Genomic DNA, 25488 nt, shown 5'->3' on the forward strand with positions numbered 1-25488 from the left:
AGCGTGAGGGAAACGCCCGGTTACATTCCGAACCCGGAAGCTAAGCCTCACAGCGCCGATGGTACTGCAGGGGGGACCCTGTGGGAGAGTAGGACGCCGCCGAACAATCTTTGGAGGACCCTTGGTCCCAGCGTTCAGCTGGGACCAGGGGTCCTTTTGTTTTTACAATGCTTGCGGTACCGAAGACAGGAGTCACCATGTCCACCAACTCGCCCGACGACCGACCGGAGCGCGACCAGCGGCGACGGGACAGTGGTGACCGCCCTGATCGTGGTGGCTACCGGGGCGACCGTGGTGGCTACCGCCGTGACGACGACCGTGGCGGTTACGGCCGGCGCGAGCGCGATGACAACCGTGGCGACCGCGGCGACCGCGGCGGCTTCCGCCGCGACGACCGGCGTGACGACCGCCGTGACGACCACCGGCGGGACGACCGGGGTGGCTTCCGGCGTGATGACCGTGGTGGTTACGGCCGTCGGGATGACCGTCGTGAGGGGGACCGGGGTTCGCGTCCGGCGTTCCAGCGCGACGACCGTGACCGTGGGCCGCGTCGGGACGACCGCCGTGACGACCGCGGCGGCTTCCGTCGCGACGACCGTGGCGGCGTCCGTCGCGACGACCGTGGCGGGGACCGCCCGTCCTACCGCCGTGACGACGACCGCGGCGGTTACGGCCGGCGCGAGCGCGATGACAACCGCGGCGACCGTGGCGACCGCGGCGACCGCGGCGACCGCGGCGGCTTCCGCCGCGACGACCGGCGTGACGACCGCCGTGACGACCACCGGCGGGACGACCGGGGTGGCTTCCGGCGTGATGACCGTGGTGGTTACGGCCGTCGGGATGACCGTCGTGAGGGGGACCGGGGTTCGCGTCCGGCGTTCCAGCGCGACGACCGTGACCGTGGGCCGCGTCGGGACGACCGCCGTGACGACCGTGGCGGCTTCCGTCGCGACGACCGTGGCGGGGATCGCCCGTCCTACCGCCGTGACGACGACCGCGGCGGTTACGGCCGGCGCGAGCGCGATGACAACCGTGGCGACCGCGGCGACCGCGGCGGCTTCCGCCGTGACGACCGCCGTGACGACCGCCGTGACGACCGTCGCGATGACCGTCGGGACGACCACCGTCGGGACGACCACCGCGGCGAGCGCGGTGGCGAGCGCGGTGGCGAGCGCGGTGGGTTCCGGGGCCGCGACGACCGCGGTGGCCGTGGGCCCCGTCGCGACGACCGTGGCGGTCGCCCCGGTGGCTTCCGGGGGCGTGACGACCGGCGCGACGACCGGCGTGACGACCGCCGGGGCGGTGGTGGCCGCTTCCGCGACGAGCGCGACCGCGACCGTGACCGGGAGCCGATCAAGCGGCTGCCGATCCCGGAGGACGTCACCGGCGACGAGATCGACAAGGACGTCCGGCAGGAGCTGCAGAGCCTGCCCAAGACGCTCGCGGAAGACGTCGCCAAGAACCTGGTGATGGTGGCCCGGCTCATCGACGAGGACCCCGAGGGCGCCTACGGCTACTCCAGGGTGGCTCTGCGTCTGGCGTCCCGCGTGGCCGCCGTACGCGAGGCCGCCGGGTTCGCGGCGTACGCGAACCAGAAGTACTCCGAGGCCCTCGCCGAGTTCCGGGCCGCGCGGCGGATGACCGGCACCGTGGAGCTGTGGCCGGTGATGGCCGACTGCGAGCGTGGGCTCGGGCGGCCGGAGAAGGCGCTGGACATGGCCGGTGCCTCCGAGGTGCACAAGCTGGACAAGGCCGGTCAGGTCGAGATGCGGCTCGTCGCGGCCGGCGCCCGGCGTGACATGGACCAGCTGGACGCGGCCATCGTTACCCTGCAGAGCCCGGAGCTGGCCTCCAATTCGGTCCAGCCGTGGACCGCGCGCCTGCGGTACGCCTACGCCGACGCCCTGCAGGCCGCCGGCCGGGGGACCGAAGCGCGGGAATGGTTCGCCAAGGCCGTGGAGGCCGACCGGGACGGCAGCACGGACGCCTCCGACCGGCTCGCCGAACTGGACGGCGTGGAGTTCGTGGACGCCCTGGACGAGAGCGGGAGCGAGAACGAGAGCGGGAGCGAGAACGAGAGCGGGAGCGAGAACGAGGGCGGGAGCGAGAACGAGGGTGCGCCCGAGAAGCCGTCGCAGGAGGACGGCGAGGAGGACTGACGCGTAGCCGGTGGCACCGGAAGAGGGCGGGCTCCCCAGGGGCCTGCCCTCTTCCGCGTTCCGAAGACGCGTCCCGAAGTCCGCGTTCCCGGGCCCCGAAGGGCTCAGACCTCCAGGGCCCGCAGTACCAGCCCCGACGCCGGTTTCGGGCCGAACGACGTCGACTTGCGGGGCATGGTCACGCCCTGGCGGGCCAGGTCGCGTACGACCTCCTCGCGGACGGGGTGCATCAGGACGGCCGTACTGCCGTCGTGTTCCGCCTTGGCGACCGTCGCGGCCGTGTCATGGATGTAGGCGATGTGGGCCGCGGAGTCCTCGGGGATGTGCCAGACGTGGTCCAGCAGCGTGGCGTGCAGGACCGTGGCGTCCAGGGAGCGCCAGGCGGCCGGGCGGTCGGCCGGGATCGTCCGGGCCAGCAGGTCCGGGTCCGGGCGGTCGAGCAGGTGGAAGGCGCCGTCGCCGGCCAGCAGGAAGGCGTTGCCCGCGCAGGACGCGTCCGCGAGCGCCGCCAGTGCCTCGGTGAGCGGTGCGTCCAGGTGCCGTACCCGGAACAGGCCCTCCACCGCCGCGAGCGCGTCCTCGACCGGCAGGCCGTGCAGCAGGCGGTGGATGGCGCGGACGCGCAGCGGGTAGCGGGCGGTGTCGACGAGCAGGACCAGGCCGTGGTCCCAGGGGCTGGGGGACGGGTGTTCCGCGCGCAGCCGCAGGTAGGTGGCCCAGCGGTGGTGGCCGTCGGCGATCAGGGCCTGCTGGTGGGCGAGGTCGGACTGGATGCGGGCCAGGTCGGCGGGATCGGTGATGGACCAGAGGCGGTGGTGGTAGCCGTCCTCGGTGGTCGTGTCGAGCAGCGGGGGCTTCTCCGCCGTGCGCTCGACGACCTCGGCGGCCGTGCCGTCGCCGCGGTAGGTCAGCAGCAGCGGCTCCAGGTTCGCGCGCGTGGCCCGCATCAGGGCCGCGCGGTCGGCGACCACGGGCGGCATGACGTCCTCGTGCGGCAGCACCACGCCCTCGGCGGGCTCCGAGACCCGCAGCGCGCCGATGACACCGCGCTGCAGCATGTCGCCTCCGTCCCGCTGTTCGTAGACGTACAGGCCGGGCTCCGGGTCCGCGGCGAGGATGCCTTCGTCCAGCCAGCGGCGCAGGGTGTCGGCCGCCTGCTCGGTGCGGGTGCTGGGGGTGTCGGCCTGGGGCAGGATCAGCCGAACGATGTTGTGCGGATCCGCCGACTGGAGGTGGTGCACCCCGTCGGGACGGACGACGACGTCGTACGGCGGTGAGGTGACGGAGGCCAGGCTGCCGACCCGGTCGGGGTCGTAGCGAAGGCCACGGAACGGGGTGAGTTCCAGGCCTCGGCGCGCCGTTGCTTCCGAGTGACCTGCAGTGTTCATCCCGGCATCGTACGTGTGTCAGTGGCGTGCGGGATGATCGAGGGAAAGGCGATGGGAAGCCTTTGAACGTCGGCGAACGAGGAGCGATGTGGAATGAGCCAGGCGGTCAGGACGAGGCCCGAGGGCAGTGGGCAGCCCCTGAGCGAGGCGTACGACACGGCGCTGCTCGATCTGGACGGGGTCGTGTACGCGGGCGGGCACGCGATCGCGCACGCGGTGGACTCGCTGGCGGTAGCGCGCTCGGGCGGGATGCGTCTGGCGTACGTCACCAACAACGCGCTGCGGACCCCGGACACGGTGGCGGAGCATCTGACGGAGCTGGGGATACCGACGGGCGCCGCCGATGTCATCACGTCGGCGCAGGCGGTCGCGCGGCTGATCAGTGAGCAGGTGCCGGCCGGGGCGCGGGTGCTGGTGATCGGCGGTGAGGGGCTGCGGGTGGCGCTGCGCGAGCGGGGGCTGACGCCCGTGGAGTCGGCGGACGACGATCCGGCGGCGGTGGTGCAGGGGTACGGCGGGCCGGATCTGACCTGGGGGCGCTTCGCCGAGGCGGCGTACGCGGTCGCGCGCGGCGTGCCGTGGTTCGCCTCCAACACCGATCTGACGATTCCGAGCGGGCGGGGTATCGCGCCGGGCAACGGGGCGGCGGTGGAGGTCGTACGGATCGCGACCGGTGCCGAACCGCAGGTGGCGGGCAAGCCGCTGCCGCCGATGCACCGCGAGACGATCATCCGGACCGGTGCGATGCGGCCGTTGGTGGTGGGGGACCGGCTGGACACGGACATCGAGGGCGCGTTCAACGGCGAGGTCGACTCCCTGCTGGTGCTGACCGGTGTCACGGACGGCGCCCAGCTGCTGGCGGCGCCGCCGCGGCACCGGCCGACCTATGTGGACGCCGATCTGCGGGGGCTGCTCACCGGGCAGCCCGAGGTCACCGCGGTCTCGGGGGGCTTTCGCTGCGGCGGGTTCACGGCGACGGCCGGGGCGGACCGGCTGGGGCTGGAGGGGGACGGCGAGGCGCTGGACGGGTTGCGGGCCCTGTGCGCGGCGGCCTGGACGGCTGCCGGGGACGGTGCCTGCGAGCTGGACGGGGGGAAGGCGCTGGCGCGCCTGGGGCTCTGACGCATACGCAGTCCGGCGCATACGCACTCCGAGGCTTACGGGCGCCGGCGCCGGCGCGGACGCACCCGGGGATCGAGAATGGGGGCGAGGGTAGGCTAACCTAACCTCGTGTTGGTCGACAGTCCTCCGGAACAGCGCGCGGAGACCGCCCCCGCGCCCCCAACCCGCCAGGCGGTCAAGGCCCTTGGGCTCCTGCTGTCCGTCGTGATCCTGGTGTTCGTCGCCGTGGCGAGCGTCGCGATCGGGGCGAAAGCGCTGTCGCCGGACCAGGTCTGGCACGGCCTGTTCCACGACACGGGGACCTACGGCGACGTCGTCGTCGACGAGCGGCTCTCGCGCACGGTCCTCGGCCTGCTGGCCGGTGCCGCGCTCGGCCTCGCGGGCGCGGTGCTCCAGGCGCTCACCCGCAATCCGCTGGCCGACCCCGGACTGCTCGGCATCAACGCGGGTGCCTCCGCCGCCGTCGTCACCGCCATCACCTGGTTCGGCGTCACCAGCCTCACCGGCTATGTGTGGTTCGCCTTCCTCGGGGCGGCGGCGGTCGGCGCGCTGGTGTGGTTCCTCGGCGGCAGCCGGGGCGCCACTCCGGTACGGCTCGCCCTCGCCGGCACGGCGATCAGCGCCGCCCTGTACGGCTATCTCCAGGCCGTGATGATCATGGACGACGCGGCGCTGGGCAAGATGCGCTTCTGGACGGTGGGTTCGCTGGCCTCCGCCACCAACGCGACCATCCTGCAGGTCCTGCCGTTCCTCGCGGTCGGCACGATCCTCGCACTGGCGCTGGCCCGGCCGCTGAACGCCATGGAGATGGGCGAGGACACCGCCCGCGCGCTCGGCGCCCACCTGGGCCGCACCCGCGCCCTGGCCATGCTGGCCGCCACCGTGCTGTGCGGTGCCGCGACCGCCGCCTGCGGTCCGATCGTGTTCGTCGGCCTGATGGTGCCCCACGTGGTGCGCTCCTTCACCGGTCCCGACCTGCGCTGGATCCTGCCGTACGCCACGGTCCTGTCGCCGGTGCTGCTGCTCGGCGCCGACGTCATCGGCCGGGTCGTGGCCCGCCCCTCGGAACTCCAGGTCGGTATCGTCACCGCGCTCATCGGCGGCCCGGTCTTCATCTTTCTCGTACGACGGCGGAGGACGGCCCAGCTGTGAAGACCCGCTCCGTGAACCGGGCCGTACGCACTCCCGGCGGGCTCTCCCTGCGCCTGGACCTGCGGGCCCTGGCCGTCGTCGCCCTGCTGCTGGCCGCCGCCGGTGCCGCGGGCGTCGTGCTGATGGGCACCGGCGACGCGAACATACCCGCGGACGATGTGCTCAGGACCCTCGCCGGGAACGGCACCGCGTACCAGGACTTCATCGTCAACGAACTGCGCCTGCCGCGCGTGCTGGTGGGGCTGCTCGTCGGCGCTTCGCTGGGCCTCGGCGGCGCGCTGTTCCAGTCCGTGTCGCGCAACCCGCTCGGCAGCCCGGACGTGCTGGGCCTCTCCCAGGGCTCGACGGCCGGTGCGCTGGTCGTCATCGTGCTGATGTCCGGTACGGCCTCCCAGGTCACCTTCGGCGCGCTGGCCGGCGGCCTGGTGACCGGACTCGCCGTCTATCTGCTCGCCTGGAAGCAGGGTGTGCACGGGTACCGGTTCGTCCTGGTCGGCATCGGTGTCTCCGCGATCATGACGGCGGTCAACGGCTATCTGCTCACCAAGGCCGACCTGGTCGACGCGGCCCGCGCGGTCGTGTGGATGACCGGCTCCCTCAACGGCCGCGACTGGGACCAGGTCTGGCCGCTGCTCGCGCTGTGCGCCGTCCTCGTCCCGCTGGTCCTCGCGAACGCGCGCGGGCTGAGGATGATGGAGATGGGCGACGACGCCGCCAACGCCCTCGGGGTGCGGGTGCAGCGAGTCCGGCTGGTGCTGATGGTCTCCGCCGTGCTGCTCACCGCCGCCGCCACCGCCGCCGCCGGACCGGTCAGCTTCGTCGCGCTCACCGCGCCGCAGCTCGCGCGGCGCCTGACCCGCTCGCCGGGCCCGAACCTGGTGCCCTCCCTCTGTATGGGCGCCACCCTGCTGGTCACCGCGGACTGGGCCTCGCAGCGCGCGTTCGGCGCCGACCAGCTGCCCGTCGGCGTGGTCACCGGTGTCCTCGGCGGCTGCTATCTGCTGTGGCTGCTGGTCACCGAGCGCAAGGCGGGCCGGATATGAGCGCCGTCCCCGAGTCAGACCGCAAGAGGAGCACTGTGAACCGCCTGTCCGCCGAGAACGTCACCCTCGCCTACGACCAGCGCGTCATCGCCGAACAGCTGTCGGTGGAGATCCCCGACGACTCCTTCACGGTGATCGTCGGCCCGAACGCGTGCGGCAAGTCGACGCTGCTGCGGGCGCTGTCGCGGATGCTCAGGCCGAGCGGGGGCAGGGTGCTGCTGGACGGGCAGGTCATCCAGTCGATGCCCGCCAAGAAGGCGGCGCGGATCCTCGGCCTGCTCCCGCAGTCGTCCATCGCGCCCGACGGCATCACCGTCGCCGACCTCGTCGGCCGGGGCCGCTACCCGCACCAGGGCCTGCTGCGCCAGTGGTCGGCGCAGGACGAACGGGTCGTCCAGGAGTCGATGCGGCAGACCGGGATCGCCGAACTGGCCGACCGGTACGTCGACGAGCTCTCCGGCGGGCAGCGGCAGCGGGTGTGGATCGCCATGGCGCTCGCCCAGCAGACCCCGCTGCTGCTCCTGGACGAGCCGACCACCTACCTCGACATCCAGCACCAGATCGACGTCCTCGACCTGTGCGCCGAGCTGCACGAGACCCAGGGCCGCACCCTGGTCGCCGTCCTGCACGACCTCAACCACGCCGCCCGCTACGCCACCCATCTCATCGCGCTGCGCGGCGGCGAGGTGATCGCCGAGGGCGCTCCGGACGACATCGTCACGGCCGAGCTGGTGGAGCAGGTGTTCGGGCTGCGGTGTCAGGTGATCGACGACCCGGAGACCGGGACCCCGCTGGTGGTGCCGGCGGCGCGGAAGGCACGCGCCGGGAAGAGCGTCACAGCAGCTTCCTGAGCCGGAACAGGTCCAGCAGGTTCGCCTCCAGCCTGACCCGGCCCGAACCCCAGGCGGTCGCGAAGTTCAGCTCACCGGCCACCAGGGCCACCAGGTTGTCCCCGGCCAGGGCGAGCCTGATCTGCGCCTTCGTCCGCGGGGGGCCCGGGTGGGTGTCGTCCACCTCGATCCGGCCGCCCGTCATCCGGCCCACGAAGGTCACGTCCAGATCGGTGATGTGGCAGCTCACCGAGCGCTCCAGGGCGGCGGCCGCGCGAACGTCACCGTCGGCGCCCTGCATGTTGTCCGAAAGCTTCCCCAGTGCGGCGCGGCACTCCTCGATCGTGGCCATCGCCCACGACGGTACCCCAGCGGTTCGCGGTAGCGTCTGGGCATGAGCGACTCGGTTCCGGAGACGGAGATCCCGGTGGAGGCAGTGGAGTCACCGGAGGCGTACGACCCCGCCGCACCCGCCCCCCTGAACGTCCCGCGCACCCCCACCGGCAACGCCGAGGTCGACGCGCAGTTGGAGCGGCTGGGTGACGCCGACCACCTCGCCACCGACGGGCAGGTCGAGGTGTACGAGGATGTACACCGGGGGCTGCGCGACGCGCTCACCGCGCTCGACGCCCGCCCGGGACCTCCGGTGCCCCCGCCTTCGCACGAACAAGCGCCCTCACCGGCGTACCGACACAGGAGCTGAACCGAACGTGGCAGGAGTCGCACGTCGCCGTCTGGACGCGGAGCTGGTCCGCCGGAAGCTCGCGCGGTCGCGTGAGCACGCCAGCCAGCTGATCGCCGCCGGGCGGGTGACCGTCGGCAAGACCGTGGCGACGAAGCCGGCCACCCAGGTGGAGACGGCCGCCGCGATCGTGGTCCAGGCCGACGCCAGCGACCCGGAGTACGTCTCCCGGGGCGGACACAAGCTCGCCGGCGCACTTGAGGCGTTCGTCCCGCGGGGGCTCGTCGTCGAGGGCCGGCGCGCGCTGGACGCCGGCGCCTCCACCGGCGGCTTCACCGACGTCCTGCTGCGCGCGGGCGCCGCGCACGTGGTCGCGGTGGACGTCGGATACGGACAGCTCGCCTGGTCTCTCCAGAGTGATGAACGCGTCACCGTCAAGGACCGTACGAACGTTCGCGAGTTGACGCTCGAGGCGATCGATGGGGAACCGGTGGATCTTGTCGTGGGTGATCTGTCCTTCATCCCGCTCGGGCTGGTGCTGCCGGCCCTCAAGCGGTGCGTGAAGCCGGACGCCGACCTGGTGATGATGGTCAAGCCGCAGTTCGAGGTGGGCAAGGAGCGGCTGGGCAGCGGGGGTGTCGTACGGAGTCCGCAGCTGCGCGCGGAGGCCGTGCGGGGAGTGGCCGAGAAGGCCTGGGAGCTGGGACTCGGGGTGCAGGCAGTCACCGCCAGTCCGCTGCCCGGCCCCTCGGGGAACGTCGAGTACTTTCTCTGGCTGCGGGCGGGGGCACCCGAGGTGGACCCGGCCGACGTCGACCGTGCAGTGGCGGAGGGGCCGCGTTGACACAGAACCTGGTGCGTACTGTTTTCCTGCTCGCCCACACCGGGCGGCCCGCGGCGATCCGCAGTGCGGAACTCGTCGTCAAGGGCCTGCTGCGGCATGGCATCGGGGTGCGGGTGCTGGAGGAGGAGGCACGCGACCTGCCGCTGCCGGACGAGGTGCAACTGGTCAAAGAGGCCACCCCGCAGTGCCTCGACGGGTGCGAGCTGCTGATCGTGCTCGGCGGCGACGGCACGCTGCTGCGGGGCGCCGAGTTCGCCCGGGCGTCCGGGGTGCCGATGCTCGGCGTCAACCTCGGACGGGTCGGATTCCTCGCGGAGGCCGAACGGGACGACCTCGATCGGGTGGTCGACCGGGTGGTGGCGCGGTCGTACGAGGTCGAGGAGCGGATGACCGTCGACGTCGTCGTGCACCGCAACGGGGACATCGTGCACACGGACTGGGCGCTGAACGAGGCGGCCGTGCAGAAGGCCGGCGCCGAGAAGCTGCTGGAAGTCGTGCTGGAGATCGACGGGCGGCCGGTGTCGGAGTTCGGGTGTGACGGGGTGATCCTCTCCACGCCCACCGGGTCCACGGCGTATGCCTTCTCCGCGGGCGGGCCGGTGGTGTGGCCGGAGGTGGAGGCGCTGCTGATGGTGCCGATCAGCGCGCACGCGCTGTTCGCCAAACCGCTGGTGACGTCGCCGGATTCGGTGCTCGCGGTGGAGGTCCTGCCGCACATTCCGCCGGGCGTCCTGTGGTGTGACGGGCGGCGGACCGTCGAGCTGCCGCCGGGAGCGCGGGTGGAGGTGCGGCGGGGGGCTGTGCCGGTGCGGTTGGCGCGGCTGCACCATTCGTCTTTCACCGATCGGCTGGTGGCGAAGTTCGCGTTGCCGACCACCGGGTGGCGAGGGGCGCCCCACTAGAAGCATCACCGGAAAGAGCGGCCCGTGTGCACTCCCCGCCCCGGACCTCGTATGGTCTGTTCCGTGTTGGAGGAGATGCGGATACGGTCGCTCGGGGTCATCGACGATGCGGTCGTCGAGCTGTCGCCCGGGTTCACCGCCGTCACCGGTGAGACGGGTGCGGGCAAGACCATGGTGGTCACCAGCCTCGGGCTGCTGCTCGGTGGGCGGGCGGACCCGGCGCTCGTGCGGATCGGGGCCGACAGAGCGGTCGTGGAGGGGCGGGTCACCGTCCCCGCGGACGCCGCCGTCGCCGTGCGCGCCGAGGAGGCGGGGGCCGAGCTGGACGACGGGTCCCTGCTGATCAGCCGTACCGTTTCCGCCGAGGGCCGTTCCCGGGCCCACCTGGGCGGGCGCAGCGTCCCCGTGGGGCTGCTCGCGGAGCTGGCCGACGAGCTGGTGGCCGTGCACGGGCAGACCGACCAGCAGGGGCTGCTGAAGCTGTCCCGGCAGCGGCAGGCCCTGGACCGGTACGCGGGCGACGCCGTCGCCGTGCCGCTCGCCAAGTACTCCGAGGCCTACCGGCGGCTGCGGGCCGTCTCCGCCGAGCTGGAGGAGATCGTCACACGCGCGCGTGAGCGGGCGCAGGAAGCCGGCATGCTGCGGTACGGGCTCGAGGAGATCGCCGCCGTCGAGCCGCGGGCCGGGGAGGACGCCGAGCTGGCCGAGGAGGCCGAGCGGCTGGGGCACGCGGAGGCGCTGTCGTCCGCCGCGACGGCCGCGCACGCCGCTCTCGCGGGCAATCCCGAGGACCCCGAGGGGATCGACGCCTCGACGCTCGTCGCGGGTGCCCACCGGGCGCTGGAGGCCGTGCGCTCGCACGATCCGGCGCTGGCCGCCCTCGCCGACCGGATCGGGGAGATCGGGATCCTGCTCGGCGATGTCGCCGGGGAGCTGGCGGGCTACGCCGACGACCTCGACGCCGATCCGCTGCGGCTGGCCGCCGTCGAGGAGCGCCGGGCCGCCCTCACCGCCCTCACCCGGAAGTACGGCGACGACATCAACGCCGTACTCGCCTGGGCCGAGCAGAGCGCCGCGCGGCTGACCGAGCTGGACGGCGACGACGAGCGGATCGAGGAGCTGACCGGCGAGCGGGACGCGCTGCGGACCGAACTGGGCGGTCTGGCTCAGGCGTTGACGGATGCCCGGGCGGAGGCCGCCGAGCGGTTCGCCGCCGCCGTGACCGCCGAGCTGGCCTCGCTGGCGATGCCTCACGCGCGCGTGTCCTTCGACATCCGCCAGACCGAGGACCCGGAGGGCGTCGAGGTCGGCGGGCGTACGGTCGCGTACGGGCCGTCGGGCGTGGACGAGGTCGAGCTGCTGCTCGCCCCGCACCCGGGCGCGCCGCCGCGGCCCATCGCCAAGGGCGCGTCCGGCGGTGAGCTGTCCCGGGTGATGCTCGCCGTCGAGGTCGTGTTCGCGGGGACGGACCCCGTGCCGACCTATCTCTTCGACGAGGTCGACGCCGGTGTCGGCGGCAAGGCCGCGGTCGAGATCGGGCGGCGGCTGGCGAAGCTCGCCAGGACCGCGCAGGTCGTCGTGGTCACCCACCTGCCCCAGGTCGCCGCCTTCGCCGACCGGCAGCTGCTGGTCGAGAAGACCAACGACGGGTCGGTCACCCGCTCCGGTGTGAAGGTGTTGGAGGGTGAGGAGCGCGTCCGCGAGCTGTCCCGGATGCTGGCCGGCCAGGAGGACTCCGAGACGGCCCGCGCACACGCGGAGGAACTGCTGGCCACGGCGCGGGCCGACCTGTAGACGGGTGTCCACGACGCGGGCAGGTCTGTAGACGGGTGTCCACGGCGTGGGCCGGCCGGTGGGCGGGTTCTAGGGTGGCGGGATGATCGCCAAGCGAGGGTTCCGCTCGTTCGTGCTGTCCGCCGCGCTCACCCGGGCCGGCCAGACCCTGCTCCGTACCGCTTTGCCCGGCGGGCGGGAGCGCTGGGAGCGGACGAACCACGCGGGCCGGACCGTCGAGCTGTACGCCGGGCCCGCCTGCGCCGTCTCGGTCGCCGTCGGGGCCGGCCGGGCGCACCCCGGTGCCGGGCTCGCCGTGCTCGCGGCCGGGGTGTGCGGGGCGTACGACGACGTCGCCGGGGCCGGGGATCCACGGCGCGGGTTCCGGGCGCATCTGGGGGCCCTGCGGGACGGGGAGGTCACCAGCGGGGCCGTGAAGCTGTTCGGGATATCGGCGGCCGGGCTGGTGGCCGGTGCGCTGATGAAGGAGCGGTTCGTCGACAAGGTGCTCGCCGGAGTCGTCATCGCCGGTGCCGCACACGTCGTCAATCTCGTCGACGTACGGCCGGGTCGGGCGGCCGGTGCCGTGCTCGCGCTCGGGGCGCCGGGGCTGCTGCGCGGCGGTCCGGCGGGGGAGCTGGCCGCCGCCGCGGCCGGCGCCGCCGCGGCCGTCCTGCCCGACGACCTCGGCGAGCGCACGATGATCGGGGACACCGGGGCGCACGCCCTCGGCGCGGCGCTGGGGGCGGCCGTCGTGGCCGGCAGCCAGCGCCCCGGCCTTCTCGCGCACGCCGTCGCGGTCGTGGCCGCCACCGTGCACGGGGACCGGGTGAGCGCCTGGGCGCGGGCGTGGTGAGCGTCTGACCTTGCCGTATGCGGTGGGGGCCGGTCGTCCGTGCCGGGGCGTCGCTCACCCGTGTGGGTGACGTGCTCCGGCGCATTGCCCCGGCCCGCCGCACTGTGCGCCCGCCGGATTTCCCGTAACGGCCGGTCCCCCTGGCATGCTTGAGGGAACACGGTCCGCGCGGGAGGCGCGCGGGGTACGTCCTTCCGCCCCCCTGAGCCCGCTACCTTCTGTACGTTTCCTCGTGACCGCCCACGCAGAACCAGGAGCGACGGCCCCGTGACCCCCCTGATCAGCAACGCACCGCACGGCCAGTCGCCGCTGCGCACCGTGCAGGTGCTGGGTGGAGGCAACGCCGGCAGCAGTGCGCATGTGCGCTCGCTGGCCGAGGGGCTCGTGGCGAGGGGCGTGCGGGTCACGGTGTGCGCCCCCGTCGAGGCCGACCGCGCCTACGACTTCACCGGCGCCGGCGCCGAACACGTGCACGTGCCCCGCAGCAGCGACCCCGTCTCGGTGGCCGCACTGCGCACGGCCTGCGCACACGCGGACCTGGTGCACGCGCACGGGTTGCACGCCTCCTTCCGCGCCGTCCTCGCGCTCAGCGGCCGGCCCACCCCGCTGGTGGTCACCTGGCACAACCGGGCACAGGCGGAGGGCCCCCGGGCGCATCTGCTGCGGCTGCTGGAACGTCGGGTGATGCGAACGGCGGCCGTGGTCCTCGGCACCAGCCCCGACCTGGTGGACCGGGCCAGGCGGACGGGGGCGCGGGACGCCCGGCTCGCCGCCGTCGGCCTGCCGGGGCAGCGCCGGCCCGTCGTCCTCGACGACCCCGACCGGCTGCGCCCCAAGGTGCGGGCCGAACTCGGCGCCACCGGCCGCCCGTTGCTCATCGCGGTCGGCTCCCTCGACCGGCAGCGCGGCTACGACGTCCTGCTCGACGCGGCCCGCGCCTGGCGCGACCTGGACCCCGTGCCGCTGGTCGTCATCGCGGGGGAAGGGCCGCTGCGGGCGGTGCTGCAGCGGCGGATCGAGGACGAGGACCTGCCGGTGCGGCTCATCGGGCACCGCGAGGACGTGCCCGAGCTGCTCGCCGCCGCCGATCTGGCGCTGCTGACCAGCAGTTGGGAGTCCCGGTCCGTGCTCGCCCAGGAGGCGCTGTACGCGCGCGTGCCGCTCGTCGCGACCCGGGTCGGCGGCATCCCCGACCTCGTCGGCGACGCGGCCGAACTCGTCCCGTACGGCGACCCGGAGGCGCTCGCGGACACCGTCGTACGGCTCCTGGCGGATCCGGAGCGCCGGGAGGAGCTGCGCGAGCGGGGCCTGCGGCAGGCCGCCGGATGGCCGACCGAGGACGAGACGGTCGCCCAAGTGCTCAGCGTCTACGATGAGTTGACGCAGCCCAGGCCCCTGGCTTAGGGCACGTGCCGGCGCGCCCTGAGCGCCAGGCTCAACGCCAGGACCGTCTGCGGGTCGTCGAGGTCGGTGCCCAGCAACTCGCCGATGCGGGCGAGCCGGTTGTAGAGGGTCTGGCGATTGAGGTGCAGCTCGCGGGCGGTCTCGGCCTTGCGCCCCGCGTGCGCCAGATAGGTCTCCAGGGTGGGCAGCAGCGGCGGCTTGGAGCGGTGGTCGTGGTCGCGCAGCGGGCCGATCGCACGGTCCACGAACGCGGCGAGGTCCGGATGGTCGCGCAGCCGCCACATCAGCAGGTCGATGTCGAGGCGGCGGGCGTCGTACCAGGGCCGGTCGGTCAGGCCCTGCGCCGCCGTCGCCGTCTCCGCCGCGTGCCGCAGCCCGGCCGACGCGGCCGCCCAGCCGCCCGCCACACCGACGACCACCACGGGCGGCGGCGAGCCCGGCCGGCGCATCCCGGCCCGCTCCACGCCCGCCCGCAGCGCCGCCGCCACCCGGTCGGCGACCGCCGAGCGCTCCGACTCCGAGCGCAGCCCGAGCAGCACCAGCACCCGGCCCTCCACCGGCCGTACGCCCAGCAGCACCGGCACTCCCACCGCGGCCAGCTCCTCGGACACCGCCCGGGCCAGCACCGCCCAGCCACCGCCGGGGGAGAGGGAGTCCCCGATCCGCATCACCACCGGCAGCAGCGGGCTGTCGCCGGGCTTGAAGCCGAGGACCCGGGCCTGCGCCGGGGCGTCCTCGGCCGTGATACGGCCCTCCGCGAGATCGGTGAGGAAGTCACCACGCCCCCGGGCGGCCAGCTCCTCCTCCTGCCGGGCCTGCATCAGCACCACGGCCAGGATGCCGGCGGCCCGCTCGGCGGCGATCCGGTGGACCGGTGCCAGGGACGCGCGGACCGGCAGCAGGACCAGCCGGGCCCGCACCGAGCCCGCCGTACCGGGGCCGCCGCCGGGCACGTCCACCAGGACCGAACCGGCGGGCGGCGGGGCGTCCTTGTGCGGGCCGCGCAGCCCCTCCCACACCTGGAGCGGGTCCGCGCCCTCGGGCCCTTCCCCGGCGGCGTACAGCAGCCTGCCGTCGGCCGTCTCCAGGAACACCGGGTTGGTGCTGAAGTCCGCAAGGATGCCCAGTACCTGCGGTACCCCGCCGCCGCCCAGCAGCGCCTCGGTGCAGCGCCGGTGCACCTCCTCGGCCCGCTGCAGCAGCGCGTAGTGGCCGTTGACGATCTCGGTGTGGATCTCCTCGGTCACCGTCACGAACGGCACCTCGCGGTGCAGCTGCACCAACGGCAGCCCGGCGCTGCGCGCGGTGTCCACCAGGGCGGCGGGCAGCCGGGAGAAGCGCGGGCCCAGCTCCACCACCAAGGCGGCGATCCCGCGCTCGGCGAGGGTGCGCACGAACGCCCGCTGCTCGGCCGGGCGGGTGCCGAGGCCGTAGCCGGTGGTGAGCAGCAGCTCGCCGCCCTTGAGCAGCGAGGCGATGTTCGGCACCTCGCCCGCGTGCACCCAGCGCACCGTGCGCCCCAGCCGGTCGGCACCCGCGAGGATCTCCGGCAGTCCGCTGCGCAGCCCGGGCAGTTCCAGCGCCCGCTGCACGGTGATCCCGGCGCCCTGGGTGTCGGGTCGATTGTCCGTACGGCTGTCCATGCAGCGGACGCTACCTGCGGGAACGCCCGGAGCACATCTCCTGGCCGCACCGGCTGAACATCTCCTGCCTACACCGGCTTGATGTTGTGGTTGAAGCGGAAGACGTTGTCGGGGTCGAAGCGGCGCTTCACCTTCTCCAGCCGGAGCAGATTCCCGGCACCGAAGCCCGCCCGCACCCGGTCCGGCCCCTCGTCGCCTATGAGGTCGAGGCAGACGGCACCGGCGCGCCACGGCCGGACGTCCGCGCACGCGTCCCACACCCGGGCGAGGGCACGCTCGTCGTCGGCCGGATCCGTCCAGCGGGCGAAGGGGTGCAACAGCCAGGGCGTCTCCCGGTACGGCACCGGGTACGCGGCCGGGCCGGTGCCGACCGCACCACCCAGCGGGAGGAGGATGTGCCGGAAGCCGCCCGGCACCGGCATGGTCTGCGCTCGGCCGCAGAAGACGTCCACCAGTTCGTCCGGCAGGTCCGTCAGGCACTCCGCCGACCAGTGCGCCCGCCGGCCCGTGGAGTACAGCAGGCGTTGTGCCTCGGCACCGGTCAGCTCCGCCGTGTGCGGCAGCGCCAGCAGCGGTTCGGCGAGTGCGCGCAACCCCGCCTCCCCGCCCGCGTACGTCAGCAGCGCACCGCACAGCACCCTGTCCCGGGCCAGATACAGCACGGCGCCGCTCACCTCGTCCGGACCGGTACGGATGAGCTCGCGGAAGGCGCGGACCACGTCCGGGCCGGACTCCGGCAGGTACAGCAGCAGCGTCACCGAGAACTCCGGCAGCTCGTGCACCTCCAGGGTGAGTGCCGTCGCGACGCCGAAGTTGCCGCCCCCGCCGTGCAGCGCCCAGAACAGCTCGGGGTTCTCGTCGGCGCTGGCGTGCACCCGCTCGGCGTCGGCGGTCACCAGCTCGACCCCGATGAGGTCGTCCACGGCGAGACCGAAGGCACGGTCCAGCCAGCCGGTGCCGCCGCCGAGCACGAAGCCGCCGACCCCGGTGGCCGGAGCCCGGGCGCCGGTGGTCGCGAGGCCGTAGGGCCGGGTGGCCCGGTCCAGGCCGCCCGTCGTGGCGCCGCCCTCGACCCGGACCGCCTCGGCCGCCGGGTCGACGGTCACCCCGTGCATCCGGCGCAGGTCCACCACGAGCGCGCCGTCGACCCGGGCCCCCGCCAGGCCGTACCCGCCGCCGCGCACCGCGATGTGCAGGTCCAGCTCGCGCGCGAAGCGCACGGCCCGGACGACGTCGGCCGCGTCCGCGCACTGCGCGATCACGGCCGGGCGGCGGTCGGCCATGGCGCCGGAGACGACCCGGGTGTCGTCGTAACCGGGGTCCCCCGGGGCGAAGACGCTCCCGGTCAGATCCTCACGGAGTGCGGCGAGGGCCGTGTGCGCCTTGGAACGGGTGGCCATGGCGGGGCCCCCTTCCAGGAGGGGTCACCTTCCAGCCTAGGGGCCGTCACCCCCCGTACGCCCCGGACGCGGTGAGCCGCAGTGCCGTATCGATCAATGGCACATGGCTGAACGCCTGCGGGAAGTTGCCCACCTGCCGCTGCAGGCGCGGGTCCCACTCCTCCGCCAGCAGGCCGAGGTCGTTGCGCAGCGCGAGGAGTTTCTCGAAGAGCTTCCTCGCCTCGTCCACGCGGCCGATCATCGCCAGGTCGTCGGCCATCCAGAAGGAGCAGGCCAGGAAGGCGCCCTCGTCGCCCGGCAGACCGTCGACGCCCGCGTGGTCGCCCTCCGTCGGGTAGCGCAGGATGAACCCGTCCGGTGTGGACAGCTCGCGCTGGATCGCCTCGATCGTGCCGATCACGCGCTTGTCGTCGGGCGGCAGGAAGCCCATCTGCGGGATGAGCAGCAGCGAGGCGTCCAGCTCCCGGGAGCCGTAGGACTGCGTGAAGGTGTTGCGCTCCTTGTCGTAGCCCTTCTCGCACACGTCCCGGTGGATGTCGTCGCGCAGTTCCTTCCAGCGCTCCAGCGGGCCGTCGGCGTCCCCGGACTCGATCAGCTTGATGGTGCGGTCCACCGCGACCCAGGCCATCACCTTGGAGTGCACGAAGTGCCGGCGCGGGCCGCGCACCTCCCAGATGCCCTCGTCCGGCGCCTGCCAGTGGTCCTCCAGGTAGCGGATCAGCTTCAGCTGGAGCAGGGAGGCGTAGTCGTTGCGGGCCAGGCCCGTCATGTGCGCCAGGTGCAGGGCCTCGGTGACCTCGCCGTACACATCCAGCTGGAGCTGGTGCGCCGCGCCGTTGCCGACCCGGACCGGGGCGGAGTTCTCGTAGCCCGGCAGCCAGTCCAGCTCGGCCTCGCCCAGCTCGCGCTCGCCCGCGATGCCGTACATGATCTGCAGGTTCTCCGGGTCGCCGGCGACCGCGCGCAGCAGCCACTCGCGCCAGGCGCGGGCCTCCTCGCGGTATCCGGTGCGCAGGAGGGAGGACAGGGTGATCGCGGCGTCGCGCAGCCAGGTGTAGCGGTAGTCCCAGTTGCGCACACCGCCGATGTCCTCGGGCAGGGAGGTCGTCGGCGCGGCGACGATGCCGCCCGTGGGCGCGTACGTCAGGGCCTTCAGGGTGATCAGGGAACGGACCACCGCCTCGCGGTACGGCCCGTGGTACGTACAGTGCTCGACCCACTCGCGCCAGAACGCCTCCGTCGCCTCCAGCGAGGCCTCCGGCTCCGGCAGCGCCGGCGGCTCGCTGTGCGAGGGCTGCCACGAGATCGTGAACGCGATCCGGTCACCCGGGCCGACCGTGAAGTCGGCGTACGTCGTCAGCGACTTTCCATAGGTCTCGGCCTCCGTGTCGAACCACACCGAGTCCGGCCCGGCGACCGCCACCGTGCGGCCCTCGTGCTTGTGCACCCAGGGCACGACACGGCCGTAGGAGAACCGCATGCGCAGGGCCGAGCGCATCGGCACCCGGCCGGTGACGCCCTCCACGATCCGGATCAGCTGCGGCGCGCCCTCACGCGGGGGCATGAAATCGGTCACGCGGACCGTGCCACGCGGGGTGTCCCACTCCGACTCCAGGATCAGCGAGTCGCCCCGGTAGCTCCGCCGGGCGGCCGTGGGCGGCTGCACGTCGGCCGCGTGAGCCGGGCCGAGCCGCCAGAAGCCGTGCTCCTCGGTGCCCAGCAGGCCGGCGAAGATGGCATGCGAGTCGAAGCGGGGCAGGCACAGCCAGTCCACTGTGCCGTCCCGGCAGACCAGTGCCGCGGTCTGCATGTCTCCGATGAGTGCGTAGTCTTCGATGCGCCCGGCCACGTGCAACTCCAGTCGAACGGCCACGTCACCCCCGCGCAGGGGGCTGTCGCTAGTGCGGTCAAGGGGTCGTTGTTGTGCGTCGTTGAGCGGTGAAGCAAAGCAGCCCGCCGAGCCCTGAGGCAACACGGCGGTCTTTGCTCAACGAACTGCCGCGCTCTCGTTGTTCCGGGTGGTGCAGGCGGGGGTGTGCCGTCGTTCCGGCCGGGCTCGGCAGCGAGTGTCCGAGCAGGATACGACGCACGTAGATGATCTGCGTGCCGCTCCGGGCAACCCGTGTGGGCCGAACGGGTGAGCAGCGGGTGATAACCATGTGACCTGTGCGTGCCTGTGATGACACATGTGGCGACCCGCCCCGTGCCCGCGCCCCGTACCGGGAGGGCGGGGGGAGCCGCCCGTGCGCGGATGAGCGCGGAGCGTGGCCGGAAGCCATCTCGTCCAGGCGCTGATACCCTGGTAGCCCGTGGACCGGTGGGCCTGAAACCCCCGAACCGCAGCGACGGCACCCCCGGAGATCTCCGGGACGGCAGCCGCACCGCACGACAGACCGCGACCACGGGAGCCCCCTCTTGGCCATGCCGCCCGCTGCTTTCCGAAACAGCACAGCCACGACGACCAAGCACATCTTCGTCACCGGGGGTGTCGCCTCCTCGCTCGGCAAGGGCCTGACCGCCTCCAGCCTGGGCATGCTGCTCAAGGCCCGCGGCCTGCGCGTCGTGATGCAGAAGCTGGATCCGTACCTGAACGTCGATCCGGGCACCATGAACCCCTTCCAGCACGGTGAGGTCTTCGTCACCAACGACGGCGCCGAGACCGACCTGGACATCGGACACTACGAGCGCTTCCTCGACCGCGACTTGGACGGCTCCGCCAACGTCACCACCGGCCAGGTGTACTCGACCGTGATCGCCAAGGAGCGGCGCGGCGAGTACCTGGGCGACACCGTGCAGGTCATCCCGCACATCACCAACGAGATCAAGCACCGCATCCGGCGCATGGCCACCGACGAGGTGGACGTCGTCATCACCGAGGTCGGCGGCACCGTCGGCGACATCGAGTCGCTGCCGTTCCTGGAGACCGTCCGCCAGGTCCGCCACGAGGTGGGCCGGGACAACGTCTTCGTCGTGCACATCTCGCTGCTGCCGTACATCGGCCCGTCCGGCGAGCTGAAGACCAAGCCGACCCAGCACTCGGTCGCCGCCCTGCGCAACATCGGTATCCAGCCCGACGCGATCGTGCTGCGCTGCGACCGCGAGGTCCCGACCGCGATCAAGCGCAAGATCTCGCTGATGTGCGACGTCGACGAGGCCGCCGTGGTCGCCTGCCCGGACGCCCGCTCGATCTACGACATCCCGAAGACCGTGCACGGCGAGGGCCTGGACGCCTACGTCGTGCGCAAGCTCGACCTGCCGTTCCGTGACGTCGACTGGACGACCTGGGACGACCTGCTGGACCGCGTCCACAACCCCGACCACGAGATCACCCTCGCGCTCGTCGGCAAGTACATCGACCTGCCCGACGCCTATCTGTCGGTCACCGAGGCGCTGCGCGCCGGCGGCTTCGCCAACCGCGCCCGCGTGAAGATCAAGTGGGTCACCTCCGACGACTGCAAGACCCCGGCCGGCGCCAAGGCCCAGCTCGGCGACGTCGACGGCATCTGCATCCCGGGCGGCTTCGGCGACCGCGGTGTGCTCGGCAAGGTCGGCGCGATCCGCTACGCCCGCGAGAACAAGATCCCGCTGCTCGGCCTCTGCCTCGGCCTGCAGTGCATCGTGATCGAGGCCGCGCGCAACCTGGCCGACATCCCGGACGCCAACTCCACCGAGTTCGACCCGGCCACCGGCCACCCGGTCATCTCCACCATGGCCGAGCAGCTGGACATCGTCGCCGGTGAGGGCGACATGGGCGGCACCATGCGGCTGGGCATGTACCCGGCCAAGCTGGCCGAGGGCTCCATCGTCCGTGAGGTGTACGACGGCAAGGAGTACATCGAGGAGCGGCACCGTCACCGCTACGAGGTGAACAACGCCTACCGCGCGGAGCTGGAGAAGAAGGCCGGGATCCTGTTCTCGGGCACCTCGCCGGACGGCAAGCTGGTCGAGTACGTGGAGTACCCGCGTGACGTCCACCCCTACCTGGTCGCCACGCAGGCGCACCCCGAGCTGCGCTCGCGGCCGACGCGTCCGCACCCGCTGTTCGCCGGCCTGGTGAAGGCCGCCGTGGAGCGGAAGATCTCGCAGTAACACAAGAGTTGTACGGTGGCCGGGGCGCGAGCATTCAAAACGATCGCGCCCCGGCCCCTTGTGTACGTGTGGAAGGACAGGCATGACGATCAAGGACACCGCCGAGGCGTGGGAGATCCGGGCGACGGAGACCCCCTTCACGGGCAACAAGACCTCCGTGCGCACCGACGATGTGGTCATGCCCGACGGTTCTGTGGCCCGCCGTGACTACCAGGTCCACCCCGGTTCGGTCGCCGTTCTCGCCCTGGACGAGGAGGACCGGGTGCTGCTCATCAACCAGTACCGCCACCCGGTGCGCTACCGGCTGTGGGAGATCCCGGCCGGCCTGCTCGACGTGCCCGGCGAGAACCCGCTGCACGCCGCCCAGCGCGAGCTGTACGAGGAGGCGCACGTCAAGGCCGAGGACTGGCGGGTGCTGACCGACGTCTACACCACGCCCGGCGGCTGCGACGAGGCCGTACGGATCTTCCTCGCGCGTGGCCTGTCCGCGGCCGAGGGTGAGCGGTTCGCGGCGGAGCACGAGGAGACCGACATGGAGCAGGCGCGCGTACCGGTCGAGGAACTGGTGCGCCGCGTTCTGGCCGGCGACGTGCACAACAACTGCCTGGTCGTCGGCGTCCTCTCCCTGGTGGCCGCCCGCGGCGGCGACGGCCTCGACGCGCTGCGCCCGGCCGACGCGCCCTGGCCGGCCCGCCCCTTCACGTCCTGAACAGCACCCGTACGGCGTACTGGTGTGACGATCGCCTGATCCGATCAGGGGACCCGTCCGCCACGCTCGTCCCGGCACGTCGCAGAGCGTGAACTAGGCTCTTGCAACGCCCGCACCGGGAAGATCCCGGCGGGCTTGCGCGTGCGGTGGGACGGGAGTGTGGCCCGTGACGGATCAGGCGGTGGACACAGGTTTCGTGCGGCTGTCGGCGCACGCGGACGACCGTTTCCTGGGCCGTACAAGGGAGTTGAAGGAGCTGCGCGCCGACATCGAGCGCGCGGGCCTGGACACCCTCTCCGGCCGCAAGGCACCCCGCGCGCGCGTGCTGCTGATCGCGGGCCGCCCCGGCTCCGGCCGCACCGCCCTCGCCGAGGAACTCGTACGGCAGGTGGCGTCGCGTTACCCCGACGGGGTGCTGCGGGCCCGGCTCAGCGAGCCCGACGGCACCCCCGTCCCCCTCGCCCGCACCGCCCGCGAGCTGCTCGCCGCGCTGGAGCTGCCCGCCCCGGCCGGTGCCGCCGAGGACGACCTGACCGCGGCGCTGCGCACCGCCCTCGCCGACCGGCGCGCCCTGCTGCTGCTGGACGACGCGGCCGGCGCCGACCAGGTCGACGCACTGCTGCCGGAAGCCCCGGACTGCCTGGTGGTGGCCGTCTCCTCGGGCCCGCTCACCGGCATCGCGGACGTACGGCCCTGCACCCTGGGCGGCCTGGACACCAAGTCCGCGGTGGAACTGCTCACCCGCTACACCGGCGCGGTCCGCATCACGGTCGACCCGCGCTCCGCCGAGAGCCTGGTCGAGGCCTGCCAGGGCCACCCGGCCGCGCTCGTCCTGGCCGGCGGCTGGCTCGCGGCCCGTCCCAAGTCCGCCGTCTCCGACCTGGCCAAGCGGCTGCACACCGCCGACGACGGCACGGACGGCACCCCGCTGGCCCGCGTCTTCCGGCATGTCCGCAGCGAGCTGCCCGGCCCGGCCGCCCGGATGCTGCCGCTGCTCTCCCTCGCCCCGGCCGGCCTGATCGACCCGCACACGGCCTCGGCCCTCGCCGGCTGCTCGCTCGGCGCGGCCCGCGCCGTGCTGGACGACTTCGTCGCCCTGGGCCTGCTGCGTCCCGTGGACTCCCCGCTGCCCCTCTACGACGTCCCCGGCTGTCTGCACCCCATGCTGCGCGCCCTGGCCGAGAGCCACGAGCGGCCCGCGGAGCTGCAGCTGGCCCGGGCCCGGATGCTGGAGCGGACCGTGCGGCTGCTGCAGTCCTGCCGGGCGATCACCGAGACGGACAGCCCGCAGGCCCGGGAGAAGCTGAACGCGATGCCCCGCGAGGTGCGCTTCCCCCATCCCCGCGCGGCAGCCGACTGGCTGCGTATCCGACGGCCCGCGCTGCTGGCGTCCGCGCGTCTCGCGGTGGCCGACGGTGAGCTGGACACCCTGGCCCGGCGGCTGATGTCCCAGCTGGTCAGGGCCATGGTCGCGCATGTCGGCACCCAGGCCGCGGCCGCCGACCTGTACGACGTGCACAGCCTCGTCCTCGATGTCGCAGAGCGGCGCGGGCTGGTCCGGGAGAAGGCCGCGGCGCTGCTGAACCTCGGTGACGTGGACGCGCAGACCGGCCGTACCCGGGCCGCGCTGGCACGGTATCGGCTGGCTCTGGACGCCGGACGCAGAGCGAACGACCCGTACGCCACCGGTCGCGCAATGGAATCCGTAGGTGGCGCGTACCAGGAGCTGGGGGACTACGACCGGGCCGCCGACTGGTTCGGCCGGGCCCTGGCCGAGCGGCTGGCCCGCGGCGAGCGCGAGCAGGTGGCCCGGCTGTACGGCCGGATCGCCGCCACGCACACCTACGCGGGCCGCTACGGCGAGGCCCTCAGGAACTGGCGGGCCGCCGTCGCCGGCCACCGCAGGAGCGGCGATGTCGCGGCCCATGCGCGGGCGTTGAGCGAGCTGGCCCGGGTGCAGGAGTACGCCGGGCGGTTCGAGGAGTCGCTGCGCACCTGTCAGGAGGCGGTGGAGTGGGCGCGGCGCGCCGAGGACGTCCGGCTGCAGGCCGCGGTGCAGCTGCGGCTGGCCGACACCCTGGAGCACCTCGGCGACCCCACCGCCGCCCGTCTGCACCGCGCGGCGGCCGGGCGCATGCTGGACGAGGAGGCCCAGAACAGCGAGGCAAGCCCGAATCAAGACGCTAACGCCTGCGAAATCCGCAGTACATCCAGCGAAGATTGATGCAATGAAAGGCTAGACAGGCGGAACGCCTTCATTAAACTGGCTCTGCCGCACGTTCTCCTGCGGTGTCTCCCGGTGTGCCCTGCATGCCTGGGTATGTCATGTAATGCACCCCCCATACCCTCTGAGCCAAGGACCGTGATCGACGTGAAGGTCGGCATCCCCCGCGAGGTCAAGAACAACGAGTTCCGGGTGGCCATCACCCCCGCCGGTGTGCACGAGCTGGTGCGCAACGGCCACCAGGTCGTCATCGAGCGGGGCGCCGGCCTCGGCTCCTCGATCACGGACGAGGAGTACGTCTCCGCCGGTGCCGGGATCCTCGACACCGCCGACGAGGTGTGGGCCACCGCCGACCTGCTGCTGAAGGTCAAGGAGCCCATCGCGGAGGAGTACCACCGTCTCCGCAAGGACCAGATCCTCTTCACCTACCTGCACCTGGCCGCCTCCAAGGAGTGCACGGACGCGCTCATCGAGTCCGGCACCACGGCCATCGCCTACGAGACCGTCGAGCTGCCGAACCGCGCGCTGCCGCTGCTCGCCCCGATGTCCGAGGTCGCGGGCCGCCTCGCCCCGCAGGTCGGCGCCTACCACCTGATGCGCGCGGCCGGCGGCCGTGGCGTGCTGCCGGGCGGTGTCCCGGGCGTCACCCCGGCCAAGTGCGTGGTCATCGGCGGCGGTGTCTCCGGCTGGAACGCCACCCAGGTCGCCGTCGGCATGGGCTTCGACGTGACCCTGCTGGACCGCGACATCAACAAGTTGCGCGAGGCCGACAAGATCTTCGGTACGAAGGTCAAGGCGATCATGTCCAACTCCTTCGAGCTGGAGAAGGCCGTCCTCGACGCCGACCTCGTCATCGGCGCGGTCCTCATCCCGGGCGCCAAGGCCCCGAAGCTGGTCACCAACGAGCTGGTGGCCCGCATGAAGCCCGGAAGTGTTCTTGTCGACATCGCGATCGACCAGGGCGGCTGCTTCGAGGACTCCCACCCGACGACGCACGCCGAGCCGACCTTCCAGGTGCACAACTCGGTCTTCTACTGCGTCGCCAACATGCCCGGCGCGGTGCCCAACACCTCCACCAACGCCCTCACCAACGCGACGCTGCCGTACATCGTCTCCCTCGCCAACAACGGCTGGGTCGAGGCGCTGCGCCGCGACGCCGCGCTCGCCAAGGGTCTCAACACCCATGACGGCAAGGTCGTTTACAAGGAGGTCGCGGAGGCGCACGGCCTGGAGAGCGTGGAGCTGGAGTCCCTGCTCGGCTGACGCCG

The 25488-nt window shown here is 72.9% G+C and carries 21 protein-coding genes and 1 rRNA gene; 16 read left to right on the forward strand and 6 right to left on the reverse strand.

Translation table 11 applies throughout. From position 1 onward, the window contains the following. Nucleotides 1–105, forward strand: a 5S ribosomal RNA gene (gene rrf / locus ACZ7GZ_RS18945); the annotation flags it as partial. Between the two features lie 29 nt (nt 106–134). On the opposite strand, the gene ACZ7GZ_RS18950 is transcribed toward rrf, so the two are convergent. Further along, on the reverse strand, nt 135–1139 hold the full coding sequence (locus tag ACZ7GZ_RS18950) for a hypothetical protein (RefSeq protein WP_471025715.1): 1005 nt from the start codon (nt 1137–1139) through the stop codon (nt 135–137). A gap of 222 nt (nt 1140–1361) precedes the next feature. Here ACZ7GZ_RS18950 and ACZ7GZ_RS18955 point away from each other — a divergent pair, with 222 nt between their 5' ends. After that, complete coding sequence (locus ACZ7GZ_RS18955) at nt 1362–2159, forward strand: tetratricopeptide repeat protein (RefSeq protein ID WP_471025704.1); 798 nt, start codon at nt 1362–1364, stop codon at nt 2157–2159. A gap of 104 nt (nt 2160–2263) precedes the next feature. Here the strand turns inward: ACZ7GZ_RS18955 and ACZ7GZ_RS18960 are convergent, their stop codons facing one another. Next, entirely contained in the window at nt 2264–3547 is a 1284-nt protein-coding gene (locus tag ACZ7GZ_RS18960) for a DUF1015 domain-containing protein (protein ID WP_471025390.1), read from the reverse strand. 93 nt (nt 3548–3640) lie between these two features. Between ACZ7GZ_RS18960 and ACZ7GZ_RS18965 the strand changes: the two genes are divergently transcribed. The 4 genes from ACZ7GZ_RS18965 (at nt 3641) to ACZ7GZ_RS18980 (ending at nt 7715) form a co-directional block, all read left to right on the forward strand. After that, nucleotides 3641–4669: an HAD hydrolase-like protein gene (locus ACZ7GZ_RS18965; protein WP_471025392.1), complete on the forward strand. Its 1029-nt coding sequence runs from the start codon at nt 3641–3643 to the stop codon at nt 4667–4669. A gap of 108 nt (nt 4670–4777) precedes the next feature. Next, nucleotides 4778–5821, forward strand: a complete 1044-nt coding sequence (locus ACZ7GZ_RS18970) for a FecCD family ABC transporter permease (protein WP_471025394.1) — start codon at nt 4778–4780, stop codon at nt 5819–5821. Next, nucleotides 5818–6864 carry a FecCD family ABC transporter permease gene (locus tag ACZ7GZ_RS18975; protein WP_471025397.1) on the forward strand — a complete coding sequence of 349 codons (1047 nt, stop codon included), beginning with the start codon at nt 5818–5820 and terminating at the stop codon, nt 6862–6864. The genes ACZ7GZ_RS18970 and ACZ7GZ_RS18975 overlap by 4 nt, the downstream gene beginning before the upstream one ends. Continuing rightward, a complete protein-coding gene (locus tag ACZ7GZ_RS18980) occupies nt 6861–7715 on the forward strand; it encodes an ABC transporter ATP-binding protein (RefSeq protein WP_471025399.1) in 855 nt (284 codons plus the stop codon). The genes ACZ7GZ_RS18975 and ACZ7GZ_RS18980 overlap by 4 nt, the downstream gene beginning before the upstream one ends. On the opposite strand, the gene ACZ7GZ_RS18985 is transcribed toward ACZ7GZ_RS18980, so the two are convergent. Beyond that, nucleotides 7699–8046 (reverse strand): sterol-binding protein, encoded by a 348-nt coding sequence (locus ACZ7GZ_RS18985; protein WP_471025401.1) that lies wholly within the window; start codon nt 8044–8046, stop codon nt 7699–7701. The genes ACZ7GZ_RS18980 and ACZ7GZ_RS18985 overlap by 17 nt on opposite strands. 42 nt (nt 8047–8088) lie before the next feature. Between ACZ7GZ_RS18985 and ACZ7GZ_RS18990 the strand changes: the two genes are divergently transcribed. From ACZ7GZ_RS18990 to ACZ7GZ_RS19015, 6 genes are all read left to right on the forward strand, one after another. Continuing rightward, entirely contained in the window at nt 8089–8397 is a 309-nt protein-coding gene (locus ACZ7GZ_RS18990) for a hypothetical protein (protein WP_471025404.1), read from the forward strand. A gap of 7 nt (nt 8398–8404) precedes the next feature. Beyond that, complete coding sequence (locus ACZ7GZ_RS18995; protein ID WP_471025406.1) at nt 8405–9220, forward strand: TlyA family RNA methyltransferase; 816 nt, start codon at nt 8405–8407, stop codon at nt 9218–9220. Further along, nucleotides 9217–10122, forward strand: a complete 906-nt coding sequence (locus tag ACZ7GZ_RS19000; RefSeq protein ID WP_351242375.1) for an NAD kinase — start codon at nt 9217–9219, stop codon at nt 10120–10122. Before ACZ7GZ_RS18995 ends, ACZ7GZ_RS19000 begins: the two co-directional genes overlap by 4 nt. Nucleotides 10123–10173: 51 nt before the next feature. Continuing rightward, on the forward strand, nt 10174–11916 hold the full coding sequence (recN, locus tag ACZ7GZ_RS19005) for a DNA repair protein RecN (protein ID WP_471025408.1): 1743 nt from the start codon (nt 10174–10176) through the stop codon (nt 11914–11916). A gap of 82 nt (nt 11917–11998) precedes the next feature. Then, a complete protein-coding gene (locus tag ACZ7GZ_RS19010; RefSeq protein WP_471025410.1) occupies nt 11999–12751 on the forward strand; it encodes a hypothetical protein in 753 nt (250 codons plus the stop codon). 267 nt (nt 12752–13018) lie between these two features. Further along, nucleotides 13019–14155, forward strand: a complete 1137-nt coding sequence (locus ACZ7GZ_RS19015; protein ID WP_471025412.1) for a glycosyltransferase family 4 protein — start codon at nt 13019–13021, stop codon at nt 14153–14155. Here ACZ7GZ_RS19015 and ACZ7GZ_RS19020 read toward each other — a convergent pair. From ACZ7GZ_RS19020 to ACZ7GZ_RS19030, 3 genes are all read right to left on the reverse strand, one after another. After that, on the reverse strand, nt 14152–15798 hold the full coding sequence (locus ACZ7GZ_RS19020) for a PucR family transcriptional regulator (RefSeq protein ID WP_471025413.1): 1647 nt from the start codon (nt 15796–15798) through the stop codon (nt 14152–14154). The two genes, ACZ7GZ_RS19015 and ACZ7GZ_RS19020, sit on opposite strands and share 4 nt — an antisense overlap. 68 nt (nt 15799–15866) lie before the next feature. Further along, entirely contained in the window at nt 15867–17198 is a 1332-nt protein-coding gene (locus tag ACZ7GZ_RS19025; protein WP_471025416.1) for an FAD-binding oxidoreductase, read from the reverse strand. 46 nt (nt 17199–17244) lie between these two features. Beyond that, entirely contained in the window at nt 17245–19047 is a 1803-nt protein-coding gene (locus tag ACZ7GZ_RS19030) for a glycoside hydrolase family 15 protein (protein WP_471025705.1), read from the reverse strand. Nucleotides 19048–19619: 572 nt separating this feature from the next. Between ACZ7GZ_RS19030 and ACZ7GZ_RS19035 the strand changes: the two genes are divergently transcribed. The 4 genes from ACZ7GZ_RS19035 to ald all read left to right on the forward strand — a co-directional run bounded on the left by ACZ7GZ_RS19035 (nt 19620) and on the right by ald (nt 25483). Then, nucleotides 19620–21287, forward strand: a complete 1668-nt coding sequence (locus tag ACZ7GZ_RS19035; protein WP_471025417.1) for a CTP synthase — start codon at nt 19620–19622, stop codon at nt 21285–21287. 82 nt (nt 21288–21369) lie between these two features. Beyond that, nucleotides 21370–21996: an NUDIX domain-containing protein gene (locus ACZ7GZ_RS19040; RefSeq protein WP_471025419.1), complete on the forward strand. Its 627-nt coding sequence runs from the start codon at nt 21370–21372 to the stop codon at nt 21994–21996. Nucleotides 21997–22162: 166 nt separating this feature from the next. Next, nucleotides 22163–24220 (forward strand): tetratricopeptide repeat protein, encoded by a 2058-nt coding sequence (locus tag ACZ7GZ_RS19045; protein ID WP_471025422.1) that lies wholly within the window; start codon nt 22163–22165, stop codon nt 24218–24220. A gap of 147 nt (nt 24221–24367) precedes the next feature. Then, nucleotides 24368–25483 (forward strand): alanine dehydrogenase, encoded by a 1116-nt coding sequence (gene ald, locus ACZ7GZ_RS19050; protein ID WP_471025707.1) that lies wholly within the window; start codon nt 24368–24370, stop codon nt 25481–25483. The last annotated feature ends 5 nt before the right edge of the window (nt 25484–25488 follow it).

The organism is Streptomyces sp. NPDC037288 (genome assembly GCF_055603265.1).

Bases quoted from the DNA above. Each gene is read 5' to 3' on its own strand.
- ACZ7GZ_RS18960 (WP_471025390.1), bottom strand. From the start codon at position 3,547: ATGAACACTGCAGGTCACTCGGAAGCAACGGCGCGCCGAGGCCTGGAA.
- ACZ7GZ_RS18965 (WP_471025392.1), top strand. From the start codon at position 3,641: ATGAGCCAGGCGGTCAGGACGAGGCCCGAGGGCAGTGGGCAGCCCCTG.
- ACZ7GZ_RS18980 (WP_471025399.1), top strand. From the start codon at position 6,861: ATGAGCGCCGTCCCCGAGTCAGACCGCAAGAGGAGCACTGTGAACCGC.
- ACZ7GZ_RS18985 (WP_471025401.1), bottom strand. From the start codon at position 8,046: ATGGCCACGATCGAGGAGTGCCGCGCCGCACTGGGGAAGCTTTCGGAC.
- ACZ7GZ_RS18990 (WP_471025404.1), top strand. From the start codon at position 8,089: ATGAGCGACTCGGTTCCGGAGACGGAGATCCCGGTGGAGGCAGTGGAG.
- recN (WP_471025408.1), top strand. From the start codon at position 10,174: ATGGTCTGTTCCGTGTTGGAGGAGATGCGGATACGGTCGCTCGGGGTC.
- ACZ7GZ_RS19010 (WP_471025410.1), top strand. From the start codon at position 11,999: ATGATCGCCAAGCGAGGGTTCCGCTCGTTCGTGCTGTCCGCCGCGCTC.
- ACZ7GZ_RS19020 (WP_471025413.1), bottom strand. From the start codon at position 15,798: ATGGACAGCCGTACGGACAATCGACCCGACACCCAGGGCGCCGGGATC.
- ACZ7GZ_RS19025 (WP_471025416.1), bottom strand. From the start codon at position 17,198: ATGGCCACCCGTTCCAAGGCGCACACGGCCCTCGCCGCACTCCGTGAG.
- ACZ7GZ_RS19035 (WP_471025417.1), top strand. From the start codon at position 19,620: ATGCCGCCCGCTGCTTTCCGAAACAGCACAGCCACGACGACCAAGCAC.
- ACZ7GZ_RS19040 (WP_471025419.1), top strand. From the start codon at position 21,370: ATGACGATCAAGGACACCGCCGAGGCGTGGGAGATCCGGGCGACGGAG.